Below are 21,804 nucleotides of genomic sequence, written 5' to 3' on the forward strand. Positions count from 1 at the left end.
ACGTCGCAATCCCGAAGAACGCGGCCGAGTCCCGGGTCAGAGCGTCAGGCGCAGCACCGCTGCGATCACCGCCAGCCAACCCCCGCCCAGCACCAGCGCGACCGCGATCGACGGCAGCGGTCGAGGATCGGGGCGTCGAGCCCCGATGCCGCTGTTGCCCAGCCACACCAGGCACAGCGCGAGCGCCAGCGCTGCGCAGAGCACGCCCACGCCGGTCCACCCGCGCTGCGGGTAGACCAGGCCGACGAGGATCACCCCGAGCACCCCGCCGGCGAACCAGCAGCTCATGCGCGCGGAGATGATCCGGCGCCGGGCTTCGTGACGGGTCGCGTTCGCGGGCGGAGCGGTGTGCTCGGTCGGTGAGGGGGCCACCTCTGTTCCCTGCCTTCCTGGAGTTCGCGTTTCCGGCGTCGTGCCGGTACCTCGATGCTCTCCGACCACCGTCGATCGGTCCAACAGGTTCTTGTCATCGCAGCGATCGGTCATCACGATGGATGTCATGGAGCTCCGCCAGCTGACCTACGTCGTCGCCGTCGCCGAGTCCGGCAGCTTCACCCGGGCCGCGCACCGCTGCTTCGTCGTTCAGTCCGCGCTCAGCGAGCAGATCGCGCGGCTCGAGAAGGAGCTGGGCACCAAGCTCTTCGAGCGGACCAGCCGTCGCGTCCGGATCACCCCGGCCGGTGAGGCGTTCCTCGGTCCCGCGCGCGAGGCGCTGGCCGCCGCGGAGCGGGCCGCGGGCAACGCCGTGGCGTGCGGCGGCGAGGTGCGCGGCAACCTGGTGATCGGCACGATCACCCCGCTCACGGCGGTGGACCTGCCCGGGGTGCTGGCGACCTACCGAGACCGGCATCCGGCCGTGCGGATCACCCTCCGCACGAGACTCGTGCGAGACCTGCTGCAGCAGGTCCGCGAGCACGCGTGCCACGTCGCGTTCGTCGACGCGCGTCCGGGCGAGCTCCCGCGCGGGCTGGCCGGGCGCGTGCTCCGCCAGGACGAACTGGTCGCGATCGTCCCGCACGGGCACCCGCTGGCCGACGCGCCGCGGCTCTCCCCCGCGCAGCTGGCGGAGGAGGACATGGTCGACATGCAGAGCGGTTCGGGCATCCGCCCGCACAACGACGCGGCGTTCGACGCGGCGGGTGTGACCCGCGCGGTCGCGTTCGAGGCCGACAGCATGGCCCTGCTGGAACAGCTCGTCGCCCGGGGGCTCGGAGTCGGGCTCGTCTCCGCTCCGACCGCCGCCCGGATGTCGGGTGTGCGCAGCGTTCCCACCACCGGCGTCCCGCCGCGCACGGTGCAGGTGCTCTGGCCGACCTCCGGAACCTCGCCCGCGACCGAGGCCTTCCTCCAGCTGCTGCGGGAGGAGGTCCCTCCGGAAGCGGAGTAGCTCAGAGCCAGGAGAGGGCGGCGGTGACGAGGGATTCGGCGCCGGTGCTCAGCGCCGCGCGGGTCGGGTCGGGTACGTGGTGGGCGAGGACGACGTCGGGACGTGCGTCGGGCTCGCCGTGGAGCTGCACGAGGAGGGTGCCGCGCCAGCGGTCGGCGTCCTCGGACAGCAGTTGTGCTGCGCCGAGAACGCACGCCACGTCGGCGGATTCGCCGGAGGCGGCCCGGAGCAGGACCGCGGGCCCGGCGCCGTTCTCCAGCACGCCGATGCCGTCGGAGACCTGGAAACCGAACTCGCGCAACCGTTCTTCGGCTCCTGGGCCCGCGTTCCGGAGGAACTCCTCCTGCCAGGACAGCCGGGCGTCGAGCGCCGGCTTCTCGTCGGGGACCTTCCGGCGGGGTGTGCTGGGCACGCGCAGCCGGTAGCGGACGCCGAGCATGCGGATCGCGAAGCACACCGCCGCGGCGGCCAGCGCGGTCGCGATGCCGTAGACCTCCCAGCGCACCGCCACCACCGTCAGCACCGCGCCCACCAGGGCGGGGACCGCGTAGAAGTCGCTGGTCAGGACCGAGGGGACGCGCTTGATCGCCACGTCGCGCAGCGTCCCGCCGCCCACGGCGGTCAGCGCCCCGAGCAGCACGGCCTGCGTGCCGCCCAGCCCGTAGTCGAGCGCTTTGCTGGCCCCGGTCACGCAGAACACGCCCAGCCCGACCGCGTCGAAGAGCGTGATGAGCCGGGTGAAGCGCTCCAGTTCGACGCTGATGAAGAACGCCACCAGCGCCCCGGCCGCCGCCACCCCGAGGTAGAGCGCGTCGTTGAAGGTCGCCGGCGGCAGCGCGCCGATCACGATGTCGCGGAGGATGCCGCCGCCGAGCGCGGTCATCATGCCCAGCGTGATCACGCCGACCAGGTCCAGGCGCACGACGCGCACGGCGGTGAGCGCCCCGTTGAGCCCGAACGCGAACGTCCCGGTCAGGTCCAGCGCGAGCAGCAGCGGAGCTTGAGCCATCCCGACAGTCTGACGTCCGCGACACCCCACCACGCGATCAGGCGCGCTGAGCGATGAGACCTGTCTGCCGCCGCGATGAGTTCAGTAATAACTGAAATTAATTCGGGTCACGGCCCCGGGAGACGGCGGGCGTTCCCGATTTCAATGGAAATCAGGAATCCGAGTTCCATTGAAATCGGGTCGACCGAGCCGGGTCAGGTGGGGAGGCCTGGGCCTGGGCAGGTGGTGTTGCGGACGGGGAGTTGGCCGGTGAGGAGGTAGGTGGCGGTGGGGTCGTCGACGCAGGGGAGGTTCTGGCTGGCGACGACTCCGTGGGAGTAGGTGTTGCGGGCTGTGATCATGCGGGAGCCCGGGAGGAGCGCCTGCATTCGGCGGGCTCCCGGCAGGGGAGTGGTGGGGTCGTGGTCGGCTTGGGTGAGCAGCACCGGGGGCATGTCGGGGTGACCGAGCCGCGCGGGTTCGGCCGGGTTCGGCCAGAAGGCGCAGGTGGTCGCCTCCAGGCCGGTGAGGATCGGGTGGGGGTCCGCGGCGCGGAGCGCGCGGATGTCGGCCAGCACCTCCTCCGGGGTCGGGCGTGCGCTGTCGTTGCACTTGACCGTGCGGAGGGCGGCTTCGTAGTTGCGGGATTCCGGGTCGGGTTCGGGCAGCGCGGGTTCCAGGGCTTCGGTGCTGCCCGAGCCGACGTAGGTGCGCAGGGCTTCGGCGAAGGGGCGCCAGCGCTCGGTGCGCGAGAGGGTCTTGTAGACGAGGTTGTCGAACTCACCCGCGCCGAAGGCGTTTTGCGCACCCGCGCCGAAGGCGTTTCGTGCACCCGCGCCGAAGGCGTTTCGAGAACCCGCGCCGAAATCGTCGTCAGCGGAGGAAAGGCTCGCGCGGGCGCGGGTGTAGGTGTCGCGGACCTCCTCGCGGGTGGTGCCCAGGCCCAGGTCGGGGCGGGCGGCGATCCAGTCGAACAGGATATCGCGCTGGTGGAGCATGGCGTGGGCTTGGAGGACGTCGAAGTCGTGCCAGCGGTCGGGGCTGACGGCGCTGTCGAGGACCATCCGGCCCACGTTCTCGGGGAACTCGTGGGCGTAGGCGGCACCCAGGTAGGTGCCGTAGGAGACGCCGAGGAAGTTCAGCTCCTCCTCGCCGAGGGCGTCGCGGATGCGGTCCATGTCGCGGGCGGTGCTGGTGGTGTTCATCGCGGCCGCGTTCGGGTTGTGCCGCAGGCAGTCTCGCGCCTGGGCGGATAATCGGTCGAGGTGCGCGCGTTCCTGGTCGGGGCCGGCGGGGACCGGTTCCGGCGAGGGGTGCTGGAACAGGCCGCCGAGGTCGCCGCAGTCCAGCGGGGCGCTGCGGCCGACGCCGCGCGGGTCGAAGCCGACGATGTCGTAGGCGCGGCGCACCTGTTCGGGGAGCTTGGCCCCCTTGCTCACCGCGTACTCCAGGCCGGAGCCGCCCGGGCCGCCCGGGTTGACCAGCAGTGCCCCTCGGTACTCCTCGGGAGTGCCGGTGGCCCGAACGCGTGAGATCGAGATCATGATCTCGTCCTCGGGATGCCGCTCGTCCAGCGGTACCGCGAGTTCGGCGCACTCGGCGCCTTCGAACGGGCACGGGCCGAAGGCCAGCGGTTTCGCCTCCGCGGGCGCGGCGCCGAGCAGGGGAACGGCGAGCACCAGGGCTGCGGCGGCTGCCGTTTTCTTCGTCACGTCGAGTCACATCCATTCGCACTAAATGGAGGTTGATCCCCCTTTTGAAAACGATTATCATCACCGACTGTTGCAGTGCAATCGTCGGGATGGGAGTCGTTGGTGAGTCACCTGCTGTTGGTGGAGAGCTGGGTCGGGGCGATGAGCACGTTGCTCCCCAGGGCGATTCACGAGGAGGGACACCGGTTCAGCTTCGTCACCCGGGATCTGCAGCACTACTTGCGATCCGCGCCCGGACCGGGGCCGCACCCGCTGCTCGGCGCGGACAACGTGCTCACCTGCGAGACCAACGACCTCGACGTGCTGCTGCCGCACCTGGAGCGCCTGCAGCCCGTGCTGGGCTTCGACGGCGTCACGACCTCGTGCGACTACTACCTGCCCACCGCGGCGCGGATCGCGCAGCGGCTCGGACTTCCCGGCCCCGCGCCGGAATCGGTCGAAGCCGCCTGCTCGAAGGACCGCACCCGGCGCGCGCTGCGCGAGGCCGGTGCGCCCGGCCCGGCGTTCGCGCTGGCCGAGACGCTGCGCGGGCTGGAGGAGGCCGCCGCGGCGATGGGCTTCCCGCTGGTGCTCAAGCCGGTGGACCTGTGCGCGGGGATGTTCGTGCGGAAGGTCGAATCCGAGGCCGAGCTGCGCGAGGCGTTCGAGGCGCTGCAAGGGTTTCCGGTCAACGCTCGCGGCCAGCAGCGCAGTCCCGTGGTGCTGCTGGAGGAGTTGTTGACCGGTGCCGAGGTGAGCGTGGAGACGGTCACCTTCGGCGGGCGGACCACGGTCGTCGGCGTCACCGACAAGAGCGTCGCCGGCGCACCGTGGTTCGTCGAGACCGGCCACATGTTCCCGGCCGCCCTCGATGACGACACCCGCGAAGCCGTCTCCGCGACGGCGGTGGCCGCGATCGAGGCGCTGGGGCTGGACAACACCGTGTGCCACACCGAGATCAAGCTGACCGGCGACGGCCCGAAGATCGTCGAGGTCAACCCGAGGCCCGCCGGGAACCAGATCACCGAGCTGATCCGCCGGGTCACCGGCATCGACCTCGCCGCCGTCCACGCGCAGGTCGCGCTGGGGGAGAAGCCCGACCTGACCCCGGTGGACACCGGCGCGGCCAGCGCGGCCATCTCGTTCCTGCTGCCGCCCAAGACCGGCCCGATCGCCGAGATCGGTGGTGCGGACGCGCTGCAGGACCCGGCGGTGGTGGACTACCGGATCAAGCCCGCCGGGCACCACGCCGGAGCTGCGACCAGCAACAACAACTACCTGGGGCACGTGATGGTGACCAGCGACCGGCCGGGTGCGGCGCGCCCGCACGCCGAGCTGCTGGTCTCCGGTCTCGACGTGCGCTACGAGGACGCCGCGTGAACCTGTCGCTGGCAGCCCTGATCGACGAAGTCCACGGGGGACAGCACGGCGAGGAGATCGGCGAAGCCGAGGTCAGCGTGGGTTTCCTGACCCAGCAGGGCGTCCGGCACGCCTCCCGCAGCACCTCCTACCGCAACCACGTGCTGAGCCTGCGCGTCGGCGACGCCGTCGGCTCGTGCGCGGTGGAACCCGGTGAGCTCACCGAGGACGTCGTGCTCGACTGCGTCGGCACGCCCGTCGCCGAACTCCTGCGCCACCCGTCGACGGCGGTGCGCGTGGCGGCGCTCGACGGCTACCTCCAGTCGATGCGCCCGCACCACCGGCACGCCGAGGAGGTGGTGATCGGGCGCGGCGGTTCGCTGCAGAAGTCCTTGCACCGGGCGAAAATCGTGGTCGATCTGCTGCCACCGGTGCGGCGGGTGCTGGTGATCGGCGTGGTCAACTCGCTGCTGCACCACCTGCGCGAACGCGGCGTCGACTACCTGGCCTGCGACTACAAGGGCGGCCGGACCGAGTGGGGCGAGCCGGTGCACGCCGACGCCGAGGCGGTGCTGGGCGAGTGCGACGCCGTGCTGGCCTCCGGGATGGTGCTGGGCAACGGCAGTTTCGACCCGCTGCTGACCCACGCCCGCGACACCGGACAACCCCTGGTGCTGTTCGCCCAGACCGGTAGCGGTGTGCTGCCGCGCTTCCTGGGATCCGGGGTCACCGCCGTGTCGGCCGAGCCGTACCCGTTCTTCTGGCTCGACGGCGGCCCGAGCCTGCTCTACCGCTACTCGGAGGAGAAACCCGCATGAATCCGGACCTGCTCGACCTGGTCTGCGATACGCCGCTCGCCCGGGTCTCGGCGCCGCTTCCCCGGACCCACCCGGGTTTCTGGGCGAAGCTGGAATGCCTGAGCGCGGGCGGGATGAAGGCCCGCGCCGCGCTGTCGATGTTGCGCGGCGCCCGTCTTCGCGGTGAGCTGCGGCCCGGTGCGCCGGTGGTGGAGTCGACGAGCGGAACCCTGGGCGTGGGACTGGCTTTCGCGGGCAACGCGCTCGGCCATCCGATCGTGCTGGTGGTCGACGAGGAGCTCGAACCCGGGATGCGGGCGCTGCTGCGCGCCCACGGCGCGCGCCTGGAGATCGTCGACCGGCCGCATCCCGAGGGCGGTTGGCAGCAGGCGCGCCTGGACCGGGTGCGCGAGATCTGCCGGGAGCTGCCCGGCGCGTACTGGCCGGATCAGTACAACAACCCGGACAACCCGGCCGGGTACGCGGAGATGGGCGCGGAGATCTGCCGCCAGCTCGACCGGGTCGACGTCCTGGTGTGCAGCGTCGGCTCGGGCGGGCACAGCGCCGGGATGATCCGCACGGTGCGCCGCCGGTGGCCGCAGGTGCGGCTGATCGGCGTGGACACCGTGGGCTCGACGATCTTCGGCCAGCCGAACCGCCCGAGGGTGATGCGCGGGCTGGGCAGCAGCATCCACCCGCGCAACGTCGACTACCCGCAGTTCGACGAGGTGCACTGGGTCGGCGCCGGTGAGGCGGTCACGACCTGCCGGGAGCTGGCGCGCAACGCCTTCGTCACCGGCGGCTGGAGCACCGGCGCGGTGGCTCTCGTGTCCGCGTGGGCGGCGCGGGTGGATCCGGGCGCGAACGTGGTGACGGTGTTCCCCGACGGCCCGCACCGCTACCTGGGCACGGTGTTCGACGACGACTACTGCCGCGCGCGGGGACTGCTGGACGCCCCGGTCGCCACCCGCCCGATCGAGGTGGCGCGCCCGGAGGTGGAGGCGACGGGCTGGACCCGCTGCCGGACGGTCTTCGACCCGCTGATGACGATGGAGGTGCCCGCTTGAGGCTCGACTGGCGAGCGAGCGGCCTGGCGTTGCGCGAGCCGCTGCGGATCTCGCGGTCGGTGATGGCCGAGCGCGACGCGGTGACCGTGATCCTCGACGACGACGGCGAGCTCGGCCACGGCGAGGTCGTCACCAGCGTCCACTACGAGCTCGACGTGGCGCGCATCGACGCCGAGCTGACCGGGGCGCGCGCGGCGCTGGCCGCGCTCACCCCGGAGGAAGCGCTGGTCACCGATCTGCCGCAGGTCTCGCCGGGGGTGCGGGCCGCGCTCGACGCGGCGCTGCACGACCTCGTCGCGCGCCGCCGCGGCATCGCCGTCCACGAACTCCTCGGCGTCGCAGCACCGGGTGCGGTGCCGACCGCGCGCACGATCGGCATCACCTCCGCCGAGCGGGCCGTGGCCGAGGCGACCGGGCTGGTCGGGCAGGGGTTCGAGGTGCTCAAGGTCAAGCTCGGCACCGGTGCCGACGAGCTCGCCCGGGTGGCGGCGATCCGCGACGCCGCCCCGAACGCCCGCCTGCTGCTCGACCCCAACGGGGCGTGGCAGCCCGACGAGGCCCGTCGGATGCTGCGCGCCGCAACGGAGTTCGAGGTGGAGGCGGTGGAGCAGCCCATCGCCTCGGGCACCCCGGACCTGCTCGCCGAGGTCGCCGCGGACTCGCCGGTCCCGGTGATCGCCGACGAGGACGCCCGCACCCCCGGAGACGTCCGGCGCCTGGGTTCGCGGGTGCACGGCGTCAACATCAAGCTCCCGGAGTGCGGTGGCCCGCGCGCGGCGCTCGAAATCATCGATACCGCAAGGGATTTGGATATTGACGTGATGTTGGGCTGCCAGGTCGCCAGTTCGCTGGGGATCGCGCCCGCCGTGCACCTGGCGGGCGCGGCCCGCTGGGTCGACCTCGACGGGCACCTGCTGCTGGCCCGCGACCCGTGGACCGGGCTCGGCGGGGAGAGCGGGACGTTGCGCATCGCCGGACTCGTCGGTCTCGGGGTGCGTCCGGCGTGAGCGCGCTGCGACTGTTCCGCGGCTACCCGCTGGCCGTGCAGGTGCTGCTGATCAACCAGCTCGGCGTGAACACCGCCTTCTACCTGCTGATTCCCTACCTGGCCGGGTATCTCGGGCACGACCTGGGGTTATCGGCCGCGGTCATCGGCGTGATCCTGGGGGTGCGCAACCTCAGCCAGCAGGGCCTGTTCCTGCTCGGCGGGTCGGCCTCCGACCGGCTCGGGGCGCGCGGCGTCATCATCGCCGGGTGCGCCCTGCGGGCGGTGGGGTTCGGGCTGTTCGCGTTCGGCACGTCGCTGCCGGTGCTGCTGGCGGCCTCGGTGCTGTCCGGGCTGGCGGGCGCGCTGTTCAACCCGGCCGTGCGCTCCTACCTCAGCCACGAGGCCGGTGAGCGGCGCGCGGAGATGTTCTCGATGTTCAACGTCTTCGCCAACACCGGCATGCTGATCGGCCCGCTGCTGGGCAGCGCCCTGCTGCTGGTGGACTTCCAGGTCTCGGCGATCTGCGCCGCGCTGATCTTCGCGGTCCTCACCGTCGCCCAGGTCCTGGTGCTGCCGGCCCGCGAGGTGCCCACGCCGCGCACGACGCTGCTGGCGGACTGGCGCGAGGTGCTCACCGACCGGCGGTTCGTGCTGTTCACCTGTGCGATGACCGGGCTGTTCGCGCTGCAGAACCAGCTGTACCTGGTGCTGCCGATGCTCGCTTCGCGCTTCACCGGCACGGCAGTGTCGGTGTCGGTGATCTTCCTGGTGACCACCGTCGCCGGTCTCGCGCTGCAGGTGCGCATCACCCGCTGGTGCGACGGCCGCTGGAGCCGGGGGAGGGCGATCGCCACCGGGTTGGCCGTGATGGGCGGCGGTTTCGCGGTCACCGCGATCGCCGCGACGGCCATCCCGGCGCAGCCGGCGAGCTCGACGGGGGAGCTGGTGCTGCGGTTGAGCCCGGTGCTGGTCACCGCGTTCGCGCTGTCGGTCGGGGTGATGCTCGCGCAGCCCTTCGCCTACGAGCTCATCCCCGCCTACGGCCGCGACGAGCTCTCCGGCACCTACTTCGGCGTGTTCTACCTGGCCTCCGGGCTGACCGCCGCGGGCGGCAACGCCCTCATCGGCTGGGCCACCGACCTGGCCGGGGCCGAGGTGCCGTGGCTGCCCTCGGCGCTGTGCCTGGCCATCGGCCTCGCCTCGGCCGCGGCCGTGCTGGCGCTGCACCGGCGCAGCGGCATCGGCCCGCGCCCCACCACGAACGAGGAGACCTCGTGCCGAACTTCCTGACCGACAACCCGGCCGTCTACGAGGCCTGGTTCCCCGATCCCGAGCACGTCGCGGCCCGCTTCGTCGACGACGTCGCGCGCCGCTTCGGCGGCGGCACCGACCTGCTCGACGTGGGCTGCGGAACCGGCCGCGACGCCCGGTTCTGGACCCGCCGGGGCTACCGGGTGACCGGGCTGGACAACTCGCCGGAGATGATCGCCCACGCCGCGCGGCACTGCCCGGACGCGGAGTTCGTCGTCGCCGACATGCGCGAGTTCTCGCTGCCCGGCGGGTTCGACGTGATCACCTGCCTGGACAGCGCGCTGCTGTACTGCCACGACAACGCCGAGCTGGAGGAGTTCCTCCGGCGCTGCCACGACCACCTGCGACCCGGCGGGCTGCTCGTCGCCGAAGCCCGCAACGGCGCGTTCTTCCTCGGCAGCACCGAACTCCTCGACGGCGTCGCCGAACGAACCCTGCACCACGACGGGCGGTCCTACAGCTCCCGCACGCGGCTGTGGATCGACCACGCCGCGCAGCTGCTGCGCCGCGAACGCCGCTGGCGGCTGCCCGACGGCGACGAGCTCGAACAGCGCTCGGCCTGGCGGCTGCTGTTCCCGCAGGAGCTGCGCTACTTCGCCGCCCGCACCGGTTTCGAGGTCCTCGCGCTGTTCGACGAGCCCGGCCCGCGCACCGACACCCCGTGGACGGCCGACGCCGAGCTGTCCGAGCGCATGTCCGGCGACCGGCTGCACCTGGTCGCCCGCCGCATCTGACGCACACCCCCGACGGAGCAGGAGACCTGTGATGTTCACCTTCGACCGACGACGCTTCCTCGGCCTGGCCGGTGCCGCCACCACCGGCGCCCTGCTCGCGGGCTGCGGCCCGAGCGGAGGTCCCCGGGCGGGCGCGCCCCGGCCCGGCGGCCGGTTACGCGCGGCCTTCGCGGGTGGCGGTTCCGCCGAGGTCCTCGACCCGCACGACAGCGACCTCTACGTCGAGATCGCCCGCGCGAAGGCCCTGTACGACAAGCTCGCCGACTACGGCAACGACATGTCCCCGCAACCGCGCCTGGCGGAGCGCTGGGAGCCCTCCGCCGACCTGCAGACCTGGCGGATCACGTTGCGCCAGGCCACCTTCCACGACGGGCGGCCGGTGCGGGCGGCCGACGTGCTCGCCAGCTACGCGCGCATCACCGAACCGGGCAGCAGCAGGCGCGCCAAGTCGAGCCTTTCGGTGATCGACCTGCCCAACAGCCGCGCGATCGACGACCGCACCGTCGAGTTCCGCCTCAAGCGCCCCTACGCGGAGTTCCCGAACGCGCTGGCCACCCTCGGCGCCTACATCATCCCCGAGGGCACCACCGACTTCTCCCGCCCGATCGGGTCGGGACCGTTCCGCTTCACCTCCTTCGAACCCGGCCGGTCGTTCCTGGGCGCGCGCAACCCGGACTACTTCGACGGCGCGCCGCTGCTCGACGAGCTGCAGATCGTGGTCACCAACGACGAAGCCGCCCGCGTCAACGCGCTGCTGGGCAAGCAGGTCGACTACGCCAACGACCTCACCCTCACCAGCGCCCGCACCTACGAGGCCGGCGGTCAGATCCGGGTGGTGCGGCTGCCGCTGAGCAACTTCCAGGGCCTGGCGATGAAGGTCGACCGCCCGCCGTTCGACCGGCCGGAGCTGCGGCAGGCGATGTTCCACCTCGTCGACCGGGAGGAGCTGGTGCGGTCGGTGCTGCAGGGCTCCGGCCAGGTGAGCAACGACGTCTACGGCCAGGGGTACCGCTACTACGCCGAGTTCCCGCAGCGCAGGCAGGATCTCGACCGCGCCCGCGACCTGGTGCGCCGGGCGGGCGCCGAGGGCATGACCATCGACTTCGACACCTCCGACGCCTCCACCGGGTTGAAGGAGGCGGCGCTGGCCATCAGCGACCAGGCCCGCGAGATCGGCCTGAACCTGAACGTCAAGCTGGGCAACAAGGACACCTACTGGTCCGACATCAACAAGAGCGGCGTGCTGGCCAGCTACCGGTCCGGTGGGATGCCGCTGGACTCGCACTTCTCGCAGCGCCTGCTCAGCGGCTCCACCACCAACAACACCGCGTGGCGGCGGCCGGAGTTCGACGAGCTGTACGACACCGCCCAGTCCACAGCGGACGAAGCCCGGCGCGCCGAGCTCTACACCCGGATGCAGCGGCAGCTGTTCGACGAGGGCGGTTTCCTCTGGTGGGGCGTGTCCGACTGGATCGTCGGCTCGGCGCCCAACGTGGGCGGCATCGACGAGCGCTCACCGGCGAACACTCTGCACTGGGCGCGGTTCGACAAGGTGTGGCTGGCGTGATCGGTTACATCGCCCGCCGGTTGCTGCTCGGCGTGGTGCAGGTCCTGCTGGTCGCGGCCGGGGTGTTCGCGCTGACCGAGGCACTGCCGGGGGACGCGGCGGTCACCATCGCGGGCGACAACCCCGACCCGGCGGTCATCGCCGGGCTGCGCGAGCAGCTCGGCCTGAACCGGCCGGTCGGGGAGCGCTTCGCGGAGTGGCTGGCGGCCGCCGCCCACGGCGACCTCGGCACGTCCCTGGTGGCGCCGCGCCCGGTGTCGGAGGTCATCGGCTCGGCCTTCGGCCCGAGCCTGCTGCTGGCGGTCCTGGCCCTGGCGCTGCTGATCCCGCTGGCCACCGGTCTCGGGATGCTGGCCGCACGCCGCGAGGGCGGGCGGCTGGACCGGGCGATCACCAGCACCACCCTCGGCCTCTACGCCGCACCGGAGTTCGCGATGGCGGTCCTGCTGGTCACCGTGTTCGCCGTCCAGCTGGGCTGGTTCCCGCCCACGGCCGTCGGCGGCTCGCTCACCGCGAACCCGGCGCTGCTGGTGCTTCCGGTGCTGGTCCTGCTGTTGCGCCCGATCTGCTCGCTGAGCAGGCTCGTCCGAGCGGGCGCGATCGACGCCCAACGCGCCCCCCACGTGGAGCACGTCCGGCGCCTCGGTCTCTCGCCGACGCGGATCCGCGTGTTCCACGTGCTGCCCAACGCGGCCGCCCCCGCGGTGCAGCAGCTGGCCCGCACCGCCGACTGGCTGCTGGGCGGGGTGATCGTGGTCGAGGCGATCTTCGTGGTGCCCGGCCTGGGAACCGCGCTGCTCGACGCCGTCTCGGCCCGCGACCTGCCGGTCGTGCAGGGGCTGGCGCTGGTGTTCGCCTGCACGACGGTGCTGGTCAACCTCGGCGCGGACATCACCGCCCGCGCCCTGTCACCGACCTCGGAGGTGGGCCGATGACCAAGTACCTGCTCCCGGGCGCGCTGGTGGCGGTGCCGGTGCTGCTGGCGCTGCTCGGACCGCTGTTCGCCTCCGAGGACACCACCAAGGACGTGGCGTTCCTGCTCGGCGGCGGGCACCTGCTGGGCACCGACTTCCTCGGCCGCGACGTCACCGACGAGGTGCTGCGCGGCGGCCGCACCCTGGTCGTCACGGCACTGACCGCCACGGCCTGCACCTACCTGCTGGCGGTGCCGATGGGCCTGATCGCGGGCATGACCCGCAGCCGCGTCCTCGACGAGATCCTCATGCGGCCGCTGGACGTGCTGCTGGCGCTGCCGTCGATGCTGATGCTTCTGCTCCTGGCCGCGCTGGCCCCGGGCAACACGTGGGTGCTGGTCGGCGTCGTGGTGCTGATCAACCTGCCCGACGTGGTGCGCATCAGCCGCGCCGCCGCCCTGTCGCTGTCGACCCGGCCCGCCGTGGAGGCGATGCGCCTGCAGGGCGAGCACCGCGCCCGCATCGCGATCCGCTACGTGGCCCGGGCGATGCGCCGCACCCTGGCCGCAGACCTGGGCACCCGGCTGACCGGCGCGGTCTACCTGGCGGCCTCGGCGAGCTTCCTCGGCGTCGGCGTGGCCCCCGGTGTGAGCGACTGGGCGGCGATGGTCGACCGGAACCGCGTCGGCCTGTTCCTGCAACCGTGGGCGGTGGTCGTGCCCGCGCTGCTGATCGTGGGGCTGTCGGTCGGGGTGAACCTGCTGTTCGACCGCTGGCTCCGCCACCGCGACGTGAACTTCTTGGAGGCACGGTGACCGCTGTCGCCGCACACGACATCACGATCTCGGCAGGGGAGCGGACGTTGCTCGCGGGCGCGTCGTTCACCCTGCCGGCCGGGCAGATCACCGCGCTGGTCGGCGAATCCGGCAGCGGGAAGACGACCCTGGCCCGCGTCCTGCTCGGCGACACCCCGGCGGGTATCGGGGTGTCCGGCGAGGTCGAGGGCATCCCGTCCGAGCCGGGCGCCGTCGGTCACATCCCGCAGCAGCCCTCCGCCGCCCTCAACCCGGTGCGCCGGGTGGGTTCGGTTCTCGCCGAGATCGCCCGCCTGCACGTGCCGAAACCGCAGGTCCGCGAGCGGGTTCTGGAGGCGTTGCGGCAGGCGCAGATGCCCGACGGGCACCGGTACCTGCGCCGCTACCCGCACCAGCTCTCCGGCGGCCAGCAGCAGCGCGTGGTGCTGGCCCAGGCGCTCATCGGACGGCCCCGGGTGCTCATCGCCGACGAGCCCACGACCGGCCAGGACCCGGTGATCCGCGCCCAGCTGGCGGCCGAGCTGCGCGCGACGGCCGAGCAGGGCATCGCGATCCTGCTGCTCACCCACGACCTGGAGCTGGTGCGCGAGATCGCCGACCGCGTCCTGACCCTCGCCGACGGCCACCTGACCGAGTCCGAAGTGGACCTTCTGCCGCCAGGATTGCCGACGCCGCAGGCGAACTCGAACGAGCCGATCCTGCGGGTGCGCGGCCTGCGCGCCGCGCACGGACGCGCCGACGTCCTGCACGGCATCGACCTGGACGTCGCGGCGGGGGAGCGGGTGGCGGTGCTGGGCCGGTCCGGCAGCGGCAAGACGACCCTGGCCCGCTGCCTGGCGGGGCTCCACCGCTTCCGCGGCGAGGTCCTGCTCGACGACCACCCGCTCCCACCCGTGCTGCGCCGCCGGACCCGGGAGCAGCTGGCCCGCGTCCAGTACGTCTTCCAGGACTCCCGCGCCTCGTTCGACGAGTTCACCCCGGTCCTGCACCAGGTCGCTCGCACCGCCGAACGACTCCGCGGCACCGACCGCGACGGGGCCCGAGCCCGCGCGACCGCCGAACTCGCCGCGCTCGGCCTCCCCGAACCCACCGCCCGACGCCTGCCCTCGGGCCTGTCGGGCGGTGAGCTGCAGCGCGCCGCCCTGGTGCGCGCGACGCTCGCCGAACCGGACGTGCTGATCTGCGACGAGATCACCTCCGGGCTCGACGCCCGCCACCGCGAAGACCTGCTGCGCGTGCTCACCGAGCTGCAGGCGAACACGGGCTGCGCGCTGCTGATGATCACCCACGACGTCCGCGCGGTGGCGGCCCTCACCCACCGGACCCTGGTCCTCCACGAAGGCCGCGCCGTCGAGCACGGGCCCACCACCGACGTCCTCGAATCACCGCAGCACCCGGCCACCGCCGACCTGGTCCGCCCGGCCCGCCCGCTGGCCCAAAACCCGGGCAGCACCTAGAACTCCCCGTCCCTCGAGGAAGCCCCCAACCCCAACGGCAACCTCTTCCGCGACCTCAACGGCAACCTCTTACCGACCTCAACGGCAACCTCTTACCGACCTCAACGGCGGCCACGGCGCTCATCGCGGAGCCTCACCCGGAGTGGTGCCCCACCGCCTCGTGCCTTGGTCACCAGTGGACAGTTTTAGCCATAACTGTCCGGACAATTCGGGCATCGATCATGGGTGATTATGGCTGAAACTGTCCACTGCCCAGGACTCGGCCCCCGGAGCGGCCCCGCCCCGGGTGATCAGCCTGACGACGGGAGAAACCCGGTCACCAGACCGTGTAGCCGCCGTCTACGACGAGGTCTGTGCCGGTGCAGTAGCTGCTCGCGTCGGAGGCGAGGAAGAGGACCGCCGGGGCGATCTCGCGGGGTTCGGCGACCCGGCCCATCGGGGTGTCGTCGAGCCAGACGCGGCGCCACTCCTCGTTGCTCAGGCCGCGTTTGGTCATGTCGGTGCCGACGTAGCCGGGGGAGATCGAGTTGACCCGCACACCGCGCCCGGACCACTCGCCCGCCAGCGACTTGGTGAGGTGGATGACGCCCGCTTTCGCGGTGTTGTAGGCGGATTGGGGCTGCGGGTGGTTGGCGATGTGCCCGCTCATGCTGCCGGTGTTGATGATGCTGCCGGAGCCCTGCGCCAGCATCCGCTTGCCCGCGGCTCGGCAGCAGTAGAAGACGCCGTCGAGGTTGACGGCCATGACCCGGCGCCAGTCGGCGGGATCGAGTTCCTCGCTCGGGTGGTTGTGCACGATGCCGGCGTTGTTCACCGCGACGTCGACGGAACCTCCCGCGTCCACGACGTGCTCGAACGCGGCCTCCACGCTGTCCGGGTCGGTGACGTCGCCCGCCACGAACTCGACCCCGTGGCGCTCGGCCGCCGCTCTGCCGGTGTCGGGGTTGACGTCGCAGATGAACACGCGCGCGCCCGCGTCGCGGAGCGCGAGCACGATGGCCTCGCCGATGCCCTGCGCGCCACCGGTGACGATCGCGTTCCTGCCGTTGAGCGTGAAGAGGTCGGTCACCGTTCCTCCTGAGCGGTTGCGGCGATCTGCTGGGCGACCTCGACGAGGTCGTCCCCGACGATGTCCGCGGGAGCGAACACCTCGGCGTAGTGGCCCTCCAGGCGGCCGGCCCACCCGGTGGTGAGCCCGGCGCGTTTCGCGCCGTGGCAGTCGAAGGCGTGCACGGCGACCAGGGCGACCTCGTGCGGAGCCCGGCCGAGCTGGTCGAGGGCGTGCTCGTAGACGTGGACCGGCGGTTTCCAGCTGCGGACGTCGGCCACGCTGATGACCCGGTCGACGTGGTGGGCGAGCCCGGTGCGCTCCAGGAACGCGGTCGTCGTCTCGGCGGTGCCGTTGCTCAGGCAGACCATCGAGATACCGGCGTCGGCCAACGTGCGCATGGCCGGTTCGACGTCGGGATGCGCGGGAAGCTCCCCGAACCCGGCGAGCACGTGCGCGACCCCGGCGTCGCTCATCCGCCCCCGCGAGAGGGTCCGCAGCGCGGACGCGGCGACCGTGGGGAAGTCCGCGTAGTCACCGGCCAGGCTCAACGCCATCCCGTCCCGCAACAACCGGTCGAACCAGCGCTCCACCAGCTCAGGCGCCAACCCGGCCTCGGCGAACCGCGGCCGCAAGGGTTCCAGCGCCATGAGCGTCTCCACCACGTCGAACGCCACCACCTGCGGTCGCGTGGGCATGACGATCCCCTCCCAGATCGAGATGAAGCCTCGAACGATTCGTACCCGCCCGCACGGCACCACGCCAGTGAGCGATCTGCCCGCACCTCTGCCCTTCGGTGCCTGGTGGTGTGCGGGAGTGATCGTGAAGCTGGAGCGGATGGGCAACGCGCGGAACACGGAACGTCGGCAGGACAGCCGGATGGAGGGGGCCGGCACGTCCCGTCCTGCCCTTGACCTGCGGCGGAGCGCTTCGGGTGTGGCGCCGGAGGATTTGCTCGCGCTGCAGCGGAAGGCCGGGAACCGGGCCACGGCGGTTGCCGTGCAGCGGGCGGGGGAGCGGTCGGTGGCCGCGCCGGACGAGGCCTGGTGGTTGGGGAGGCTGGTCAGCGCCCAGCGGCTGAGATCCGATCTGCTGCAGCGGTTGAAGAAGGGGCCGCTCTTCAGCGACGACGAGGTTCGGGTGATCAAGGAGCAGCGCCGGGGCTGGCTGGAATCGGCCGGGGTAGGCACCTATGACGACGCCGCGTCCTACGCCCGCAACGGGAAGTACCACGACTGGTTGCAGCTGCCCCCGGGCCGACGCCTGCTCATCGCCACCCTGGAATTCCGCGAGAGGGTGCGCGAGGGACGGCAGGACAGTCCCGCCTACACCCTCGGCCGCACGCTCACCGCGAACGCGCAGCCCGCGGAGGAGCGAGCACCGCTGCACGCCGAGCGGGACGAGCAGATCCGCAACGCCTTCGTCGACACCCTGCACCCGCAGGAACCGTCCGGGGAGGGTGCCACCGCCGAGCAGCAGAAGCAGGCCCACGCGCAACAACTGCTGACCCGCGTCTTCCTGATCCTGCAGAACGGCCTGAAGATCCGGCCGGCCCCGGGGGCGGAGCACATTGACTACCGGGAGGGCGACGTGGCGCGGGCGCTCGCGCACGGGGGCCGGGTCAACATCCGCATCCCGCCGCTGTCGCAGGACGGGCCCGGGCGCTACGAACTGGCGGAGTGGCTGGAGATCGCCGACGCGCAGGGCGAGCTCCCCGAGCACGTCACCGAACGGACGTACGCGAGCCACCACATGTCCATCAGCGACGACCGAGGCGGCAGTGAAGGGGCGTTCAAGGAGCGTGGCGGCTGGCCCGCCACGGTCCGCAACTTGTTGCCCCGCTTGAAGCAGCACCAGGTGTTGGTGAGGGGCTTGGACGCCGGCATGGGCGGCAAGGGCAATCTCGACTGCAACGGTGACCTGATCATGCCCAACGGGGCGCACGGCCACCTGCTGCTGATCTACACACCGCCGCGGTCGACCAGGGCGGGCTCCCTGGAGGTCGGGCTGGAGACGCTCGCGCCCGGCAACCACGACAGCCCGGTCGGTCACGTGCACAACTGGCGCTCGACGGAGGCCACCGCCAACCCCGAGTCCAGCGTCCACGGACACAAGCAGGACAAGATCGGCGCGGGCAAGCTGCGCGACAACCAGCGCTACGTCAACCTCGCCGAGTTCCCCCAGCCCTGGCCGGACTTCCTGCGCAAAGTGGAAAGCGACTACAACGCCCGCATCAGCGCGGCCCAGACCGAGGACGAGCTGCGAGAACTGGTCGCCGGCCTCGTCGGCCGCCGCGGCGAAGGCCGCTTCCCGCGACCCTGATTCTCACCGCGTTCGGTGGCCGAGGGATGCGGGCGGCTGCTCGGCGTGCGCGACGGGAGGTCAGGCGTCGACGGACGTTTCGGCCTCCTGGGGTGCTCGGCGGCCGAAGGGCGTCATGATGGCGACGTTGAACCATCCGAGGAAAGCGCCGAGCAGTCCGCCCAGCACCGCGGGAACCGAGGTGATCAGCGGCAGGAGCACGCTGTCAGCGGGCAGCGCCAGGCCTCCGAAGTTCGTGTAGATCCCGATGAAGAACGTGGCCAGACCCATGGACAGGCCGTTGAAGAAGGGGAGGGTCCCGGTGTCCCGCGCGAACGGCAGGAACTGCATCGCGTAGATGAGCGGAACGAGGGCCACCGGCAGGCCTACGAACCACGACACGTCACCGCTCGTGACGATCGCGGCGTTGCCCACGACCGTTCCGACGAGCAGCGAGAAGATCAGCGCGATCGCCGCGCTGACCACACCGCTCAGGAATGACGGGACCACGATGCGGAGCACCGTCGGCCTCGCGCCCAGGGCGAAGTACTCGGCCCACACGATGAACGCCAGCCACAACGGCAGCGACCACGTGCCCAGCCACAGTCCGAAGGGGAGGGCGACAGCGACGGTCACCGGCACGGCCACCCACAGGGGAATGGACTTCATTGCTGCTCCTCTTGAAGGTCGACTCCTTTGACCAACCTCGTCGTGCGCACTCGCCTCGCACATCGGTTCGTGAACGTGCGGGACACCGGGTGAGCGGCGTCGGACGGAAAACCGACCAGCGGGTCGTTGTCAGACTTCCACTCACAGGCCCGGTGCGCCCACTCCGTACAACGAAAGTGGCTCCGTTGTAGAACTTCTCGCATTGCGGGTGTCGGAATGTGAACACGTGCGCGAAGAACCGGCCACCGTCCTCGCGGACCGCCAGCCCCGGGCGAACGGATGTTCCCCGGGGCCATCCGACTTGGGCGGCGCGACACGATCGCGCGCAAAGTGCCCGCGCATCTCACTGCCTACGTCGGAGAGGTGGACTTGCGGCAGATCGTCGGCAGCTCTGAGGTCATGGCCGACCAACTGCGTGAACTGCTGAAACTCGCCAAGCAGCGCAACATCGAACTTCGCGTGATCCCGATCCGCACTGGCTGGCACGCCGGACTTGAGGGTCCGTTCAGCCTGTTCGAGTTCGACGATCGCGACCCGCCTCGGCGAACCTGAAGATGTGTCGGCATACCGCTCCGCCTTGCCTAGGGTTGAGCAGATGGCGATGAGCGAGGCGGAGTCCACCTCGCTCATCGCCGACATCGTCGAGGAATGGGAGGAACAGGATGCCTGACCACACCGGTCCGATCGGATGGCGCAAGAGCTCGCGCTCGGCGCAAGTCGACAACTGCGTCGAGGTGGGCCGGGTCGGCGACGGCGCTGCCGTGCGCGACACCAAGGACCGAGCTGCGGGTTTCTTCACGGCCACCGGCGATCAGTGGTCGTTATTCATCCGCGCGGTGAAGGCCAACAGGTTCGATCGACCGTGAGCACGGCTCGTGCGGTGCCCCCGCTCCTCGCCACCGGGGATGCGGGGGCATCGTTGTCGTGACCGGAGTTCGGGCATCCTCTTAGCAGGTCAGGGGCACCCGCGGGTGCTGGTGTGCTGCTGCCGGGCGTTACCGTGCGGCCTATGGATTTCGCCGATCAGGTTGTCGTGGTGTCCGGAGGTGGGCGCGGACTGGGTGCCGCGTTGGTGCGCGCGTTCGCGGGGCAGGGCGCCCGCGTCGTGATCGACTACCGCCGCAGCCGCGAGCAGGCCGAAGCGCTGGCCGACGAGCTCGGCGACCGGGCGATCGCCGTCGCGGCCGACGTCACCGACCGGACCCAGGTCGATGCCCTGTTCGCCACGGCACGTGAGCGTTTCGGAACCCCGGTGACGACGGTGGTCAACAACGCTCTGGCCGACTTCGCCTTCAACGGCGACGCCCGCTCGCACGCCGACGCGATCACGTGGGACGAGTTCGCCGGGCAGTTCGAGGGCAGCGTTCGAGGTGCGTTGAACGTCGCGCAGGCGGCGTTGCCGGGCATGCGGGAGCTCGGTGCCGGCCGGATCATCAACGTCGGGACGAACCTGTTCCAGAACCCGGTCGTGCCCTACCACGACTACACGGCTGCGAAGGCGGCGCTGCTGTCGCTGACCCGCACTCTCGCCGCCGATCTCGGGCCGGGCGGCATCACGGTCAACATGGTCTCTGGTGGGCTGCTGCGCACCACCGACGCGAGCGCCGCCACTCCCGAGGAGGTGTTCGACGCGATCGCCGCGAACACGCCGCTGCGTCGCGTGGTGACGCCCGTCGAGTTCGCCGACGCCGCTCTGTTCTTCGCCTCGCCGTGGTCGCGGGCGGTCACGGGCCAGAACCTGGTGGTCGACGGCGGCTTGGTCAACGACTGATCGAGGCGATCGCGCTGAGTGGCTGATCGGTCGCCGCCCGTTCCGATACGGTGAGATCATGACCGACGAGACCGGGGAAGTCGAGCTGGCGGCCGAGGTTTCGCACGCGGACCTCACCCGGCCGAACATCGCCCGGATGTACGACTACTTGCTCGGCGGTTCCGCCAACTTCGAGGTGGACCGCCAGGCGGCCGATCACGCCCTCGCGCTCGTCCCGACCGAACGGGACTACAGCTACACGAACCGGTCGTTCCTCGGCCGCGCGGTCCGGTACCTGGCGACCGAGGCCGGGATCGACCAGTTCCTCGACCTGGGGTCCGGTGTCCCCACGGTCGGCAACGTGCACGAGATCGCCCGCGAGCACTGCCCGCACGCGAAGGTCGCCTACGTCGACTGGGAACCCATCGCCTGCCACCACGCCCGCCACCTCCTCGGCGACGACCCGCAGGTCTCGGTCACCGAACTCGACGTCAGCGACGCCGAAGCCGTCCTCCGAGCCCCAGGCGTGGCCGATCTGCTGGACTTCTCGAAACCGGTCGCGGTCCTGGCCTTCGGCATCCTCGACCTGGTCCCCGACCCGGACGGCGCAGCGCTCGTCGAGCGCTACCGCGACGCCTGCGTCCCCGGCAGTGCCCTGGCGGTCTCCAACAACGCCCAGCTCTCCCGCACCGACACCGAGATCGAAGCCCTCCGCTCCCTCCTCGCAGGAACCTCCACCCCACACCTGCACATCCGCACCCCCGACGAAGTAGAAGCCCTGTTCCCGGGCTACACCCTGGTCACCCCAGGAGTAGTCGCCGCAGCCCACTGGCGCCCGGACACCCCGGTCAAGGACGAAGAAGCAAACAAGGGCAACGTCCTCGGAGCAGTCGGAATCCTCCGCACCTGACGTGGCGGCGGCCAGCTCCACGGGGGCGAAAATGAACGTGAACGAGTCGGC

Annotated in this window: 22 protein-coding genes; 16 read left to right on the top strand and 6 right to left on the bottom strand. The window is 71.4% G+C overall.

The genetic code is table 11. From position 1 onward, the window contains the following. Nucleotides 1-36: 36 nt before the first annotated feature. Complete coding sequence (locus QFW96_RS25420) at nucleotides 37-372, bottom strand: hypothetical protein (protein WP_281458250.1); 336 nt, start codon at nucleotides 370-372, stop codon at nucleotides 37-39. A 127-nt stretch (nucleotides 373-499) separates the two neighbouring features. On the opposite strand from QFW96_RS25420, the gene QFW96_RS25425 reads away from it, so the two are divergent. Beyond that, nucleotides 500-1,387 carry a LysR family transcriptional regulator gene (locus QFW96_RS25425; RefSeq protein ID WP_281458251.1) on the top strand — a complete coding sequence of 296 codons (888 nt, stop codon included), beginning with the start codon at nucleotides 500-502 and terminating at the stop codon, nucleotides 1,385-1,387. A gap of 1 nt (nucleotide 1,388) precedes the next feature. Here the strand turns inward: QFW96_RS25425 and QFW96_RS30185 are convergent, their stop codons facing one another. Further along, the gene (locus tag QFW96_RS30185; RefSeq protein ID WP_343231407.1) at nucleotides 1,389-2,396 is read right to left on the bottom strand and encodes a TRIC cation channel family protein; all 1,008 of its coding nucleotides are present in this window, start codon (nucleotides 2,394-2,396) and stop codon (nucleotides 1,389-1,391) included. A gap of 194 nt (nucleotides 2,397-2,590) precedes the next feature. Beyond that, entirely contained in the window at nucleotides 2,591-4,087 is a 1,497-nt protein-coding gene (locus QFW96_RS25435) for an alpha/beta hydrolase (RefSeq protein WP_281458252.1), read from the bottom strand. Between the two features lie 102 nt (nucleotides 4,088-4,189). Between QFW96_RS25435 and QFW96_RS25440 the strand changes: the two genes are divergently transcribed. From QFW96_RS25440 to QFW96_RS25485, 10 genes are read left to right on the top strand one after another with little or no spacing between them, the layout of a single operon-like run. Next, complete coding sequence (locus tag QFW96_RS25440; RefSeq protein ID WP_281458253.1) at nucleotides 4,190-5,446, top strand: ATP-grasp domain-containing protein; 1,257 nt, start codon at nucleotides 4,190-4,192, stop codon at nucleotides 5,444-5,446. Further along, a complete protein-coding gene (locus QFW96_RS25445) occupies nucleotides 5,443-6,243 on the top strand; it encodes a Rossmann-like domain-containing protein (protein WP_281458254.1) in 801 nt (266 codons plus the stop codon). Before QFW96_RS25440 ends, QFW96_RS25445 begins: the two co-directional genes overlap by 4 nt. Beyond that, on the top strand, nucleotides 6,240-7,289 hold the full coding sequence (locus QFW96_RS25450; protein ID WP_281458255.1) for a PLP-dependent cysteine synthase family protein: 1,050 nt from the start codon (nucleotides 6,240-6,242) through the stop codon (nucleotides 7,287-7,289). Before QFW96_RS25445 ends, QFW96_RS25450 begins: the two co-directional genes overlap by 4 nt. Further along, on the top strand, nucleotides 7,286-8,296 hold the full coding sequence (locus QFW96_RS25455; protein WP_281458256.1) for a dipeptide epimerase: 1,011 nt from the start codon (nucleotides 7,286-7,288) through the stop codon (nucleotides 8,294-8,296). The genes QFW96_RS25450 and QFW96_RS25455 overlap by 4 nt, the downstream gene beginning before the upstream one ends. After that, complete coding sequence (locus tag QFW96_RS25460; RefSeq protein ID WP_281458257.1) at nucleotides 8,293-9,567, top strand: MFS transporter; 1,275 nt, start codon at nucleotides 8,293-8,295, stop codon at nucleotides 9,565-9,567. Before QFW96_RS25455 ends, QFW96_RS25460 begins: the two co-directional genes overlap by 4 nt. Then, entirely contained in the window at nucleotides 9,552-10,322 is a 771-nt protein-coding gene (locus tag QFW96_RS25465; protein WP_281458258.1) for a class I SAM-dependent methyltransferase, read from the top strand. The genes QFW96_RS25460 and QFW96_RS25465 overlap by 16 nt, the downstream gene beginning before the upstream one ends. 31 nt (nucleotides 10,323-10,353) lie before the next feature. Continuing rightward, complete coding sequence (locus QFW96_RS25470; RefSeq protein ID WP_281458259.1) at nucleotides 10,354-11,889, top strand: ABC transporter substrate-binding protein; 1,536 nt, start codon at nucleotides 10,354-10,356, stop codon at nucleotides 11,887-11,889. Beyond that, a complete protein-coding gene (locus tag QFW96_RS25475; protein WP_281458260.1) occupies nucleotides 11,886-12,824 on the top strand; it encodes an ABC transporter permease in 939 nt (312 codons plus the stop codon). The genes QFW96_RS25470 and QFW96_RS25475 overlap by 4 nt, the downstream gene beginning before the upstream one ends. Continuing rightward, entirely contained in the window at nucleotides 12,821-13,618 is a 798-nt protein-coding gene (locus QFW96_RS25480) for an ABC transporter permease (protein WP_281458261.1), read from the top strand. The genes QFW96_RS25475 and QFW96_RS25480 overlap by 4 nt, the downstream gene beginning before the upstream one ends. Then, a complete protein-coding gene (locus tag QFW96_RS25485) occupies nucleotides 13,615-15,075 on the top strand; it encodes an ABC transporter ATP-binding protein (RefSeq protein ID WP_281458262.1) in 1,461 nt (486 codons plus the stop codon). Before QFW96_RS25480 ends, QFW96_RS25485 begins: the two co-directional genes overlap by 4 nt. A gap of 316 nt (nucleotides 15,076-15,391) precedes the next feature. Here QFW96_RS25485 and QFW96_RS25490 read toward each other — a convergent pair whose 3' ends face one another. Together QFW96_RS25490 and QFW96_RS25495 are read right to left on the bottom strand one after the other, a co-directional pair. Continuing rightward, the gene (locus QFW96_RS25490; RefSeq protein ID WP_281458263.1) at nucleotides 15,392-16,144 is read right to left on the bottom strand and encodes an SDR family NAD(P)-dependent oxidoreductase; all 753 of its coding nucleotides are present in this window, start codon (nucleotides 16,142-16,144) and stop codon (nucleotides 15,392-15,394) included. Beyond that, a complete protein-coding gene (locus QFW96_RS25495) occupies nucleotides 16,141-16,821 on the bottom strand; it encodes a haloacid dehalogenase type II (RefSeq protein ID WP_281458264.1) in 681 nt (226 codons plus the stop codon). The genes QFW96_RS25490 and QFW96_RS25495 overlap by 4 nt, the downstream gene beginning before the upstream one ends. 238 nt (nucleotides 16,822-17,059) lie before the next feature. Between QFW96_RS25495 and QFW96_RS25500 the strand changes: the two genes are divergently transcribed. Further along, nucleotides 17,060-18,445 (top strand): hypothetical protein, encoded by a 1,386-nt coding sequence (locus QFW96_RS25500; protein WP_281458265.1) that lies wholly within the window; start codon nucleotides 17,060-17,062, stop codon nucleotides 18,443-18,445. A 60-nt stretch (nucleotides 18,446-18,505) separates the two neighbouring features. Here the strand turns inward: QFW96_RS25500 and QFW96_RS25505 are convergent, their stop codons facing one another. Beyond that, the gene (locus QFW96_RS25505) at nucleotides 18,506-19,093 is read right to left on the bottom strand and encodes a DUF1097 domain-containing protein (RefSeq protein ID WP_281458266.1); all 588 of its coding nucleotides are present in this window, start codon (nucleotides 19,091-19,093) and stop codon (nucleotides 18,506-18,508) included. A gap of 279 nt (nucleotides 19,094-19,372) precedes the next feature. Here QFW96_RS25505 and QFW96_RS25510 point away from each other — a divergent pair, with 279 nt between their 5' ends. The 4 genes from QFW96_RS25510 to QFW96_RS25525 all read left to right on the top strand — a co-directional run bounded on the left by QFW96_RS25510 (nucleotide 19,373) and on the right by QFW96_RS25525 (nucleotide 21,753). Next, a complete protein-coding gene (locus QFW96_RS25510) occupies nucleotides 19,373-19,645 on the top strand; it encodes a Scr1 family TA system antitoxin-like transcriptional regulator (protein ID WP_281458267.1) in 273 nt (90 codons plus the stop codon). A 110-nt stretch (nucleotides 19,646-19,755) separates the two neighbouring features. Then, nucleotides 19,756-19,959 carry a DUF397 domain-containing protein gene (locus tag QFW96_RS25515; protein WP_281458268.1) on the top strand — a complete coding sequence of 68 codons (204 nt, stop codon included), beginning with the start codon at nucleotides 19,756-19,758 and terminating at the stop codon, nucleotides 19,957-19,959. 143 nt (nucleotides 19,960-20,102) lie between these two features. Next, nucleotides 20,103-20,864 carry a 3-oxoacyl-ACP reductase gene (locus QFW96_RS25520; protein ID WP_281458269.1) on the top strand — a complete coding sequence of 254 codons (762 nt, stop codon included), beginning with the start codon at nucleotides 20,103-20,105 and terminating at the stop codon, nucleotides 20,862-20,864. 58 nt (nucleotides 20,865-20,922) lie between these two features. Next, nucleotides 20,923-21,753, top strand: a complete 831-nt coding sequence (locus QFW96_RS25525; protein WP_281458270.1) for an SAM-dependent methyltransferase — start codon at nucleotides 20,923-20,925, stop codon at nucleotides 21,751-21,753. The last annotated feature ends 51 nt before the right edge of the window (nucleotides 21,754-21,804 follow it).

The sequence above is a fragment of the Saccharopolyspora ipomoeae genome (genome assembly GCF_029952525.1).
In the GTDB taxonomy this organism is placed as follows: domain Bacteria; phylum Actinomycetota; class Actinomycetes; order Mycobacteriales; family Pseudonocardiaceae; genus Saccharopolyspora; species Saccharopolyspora ipomoeae.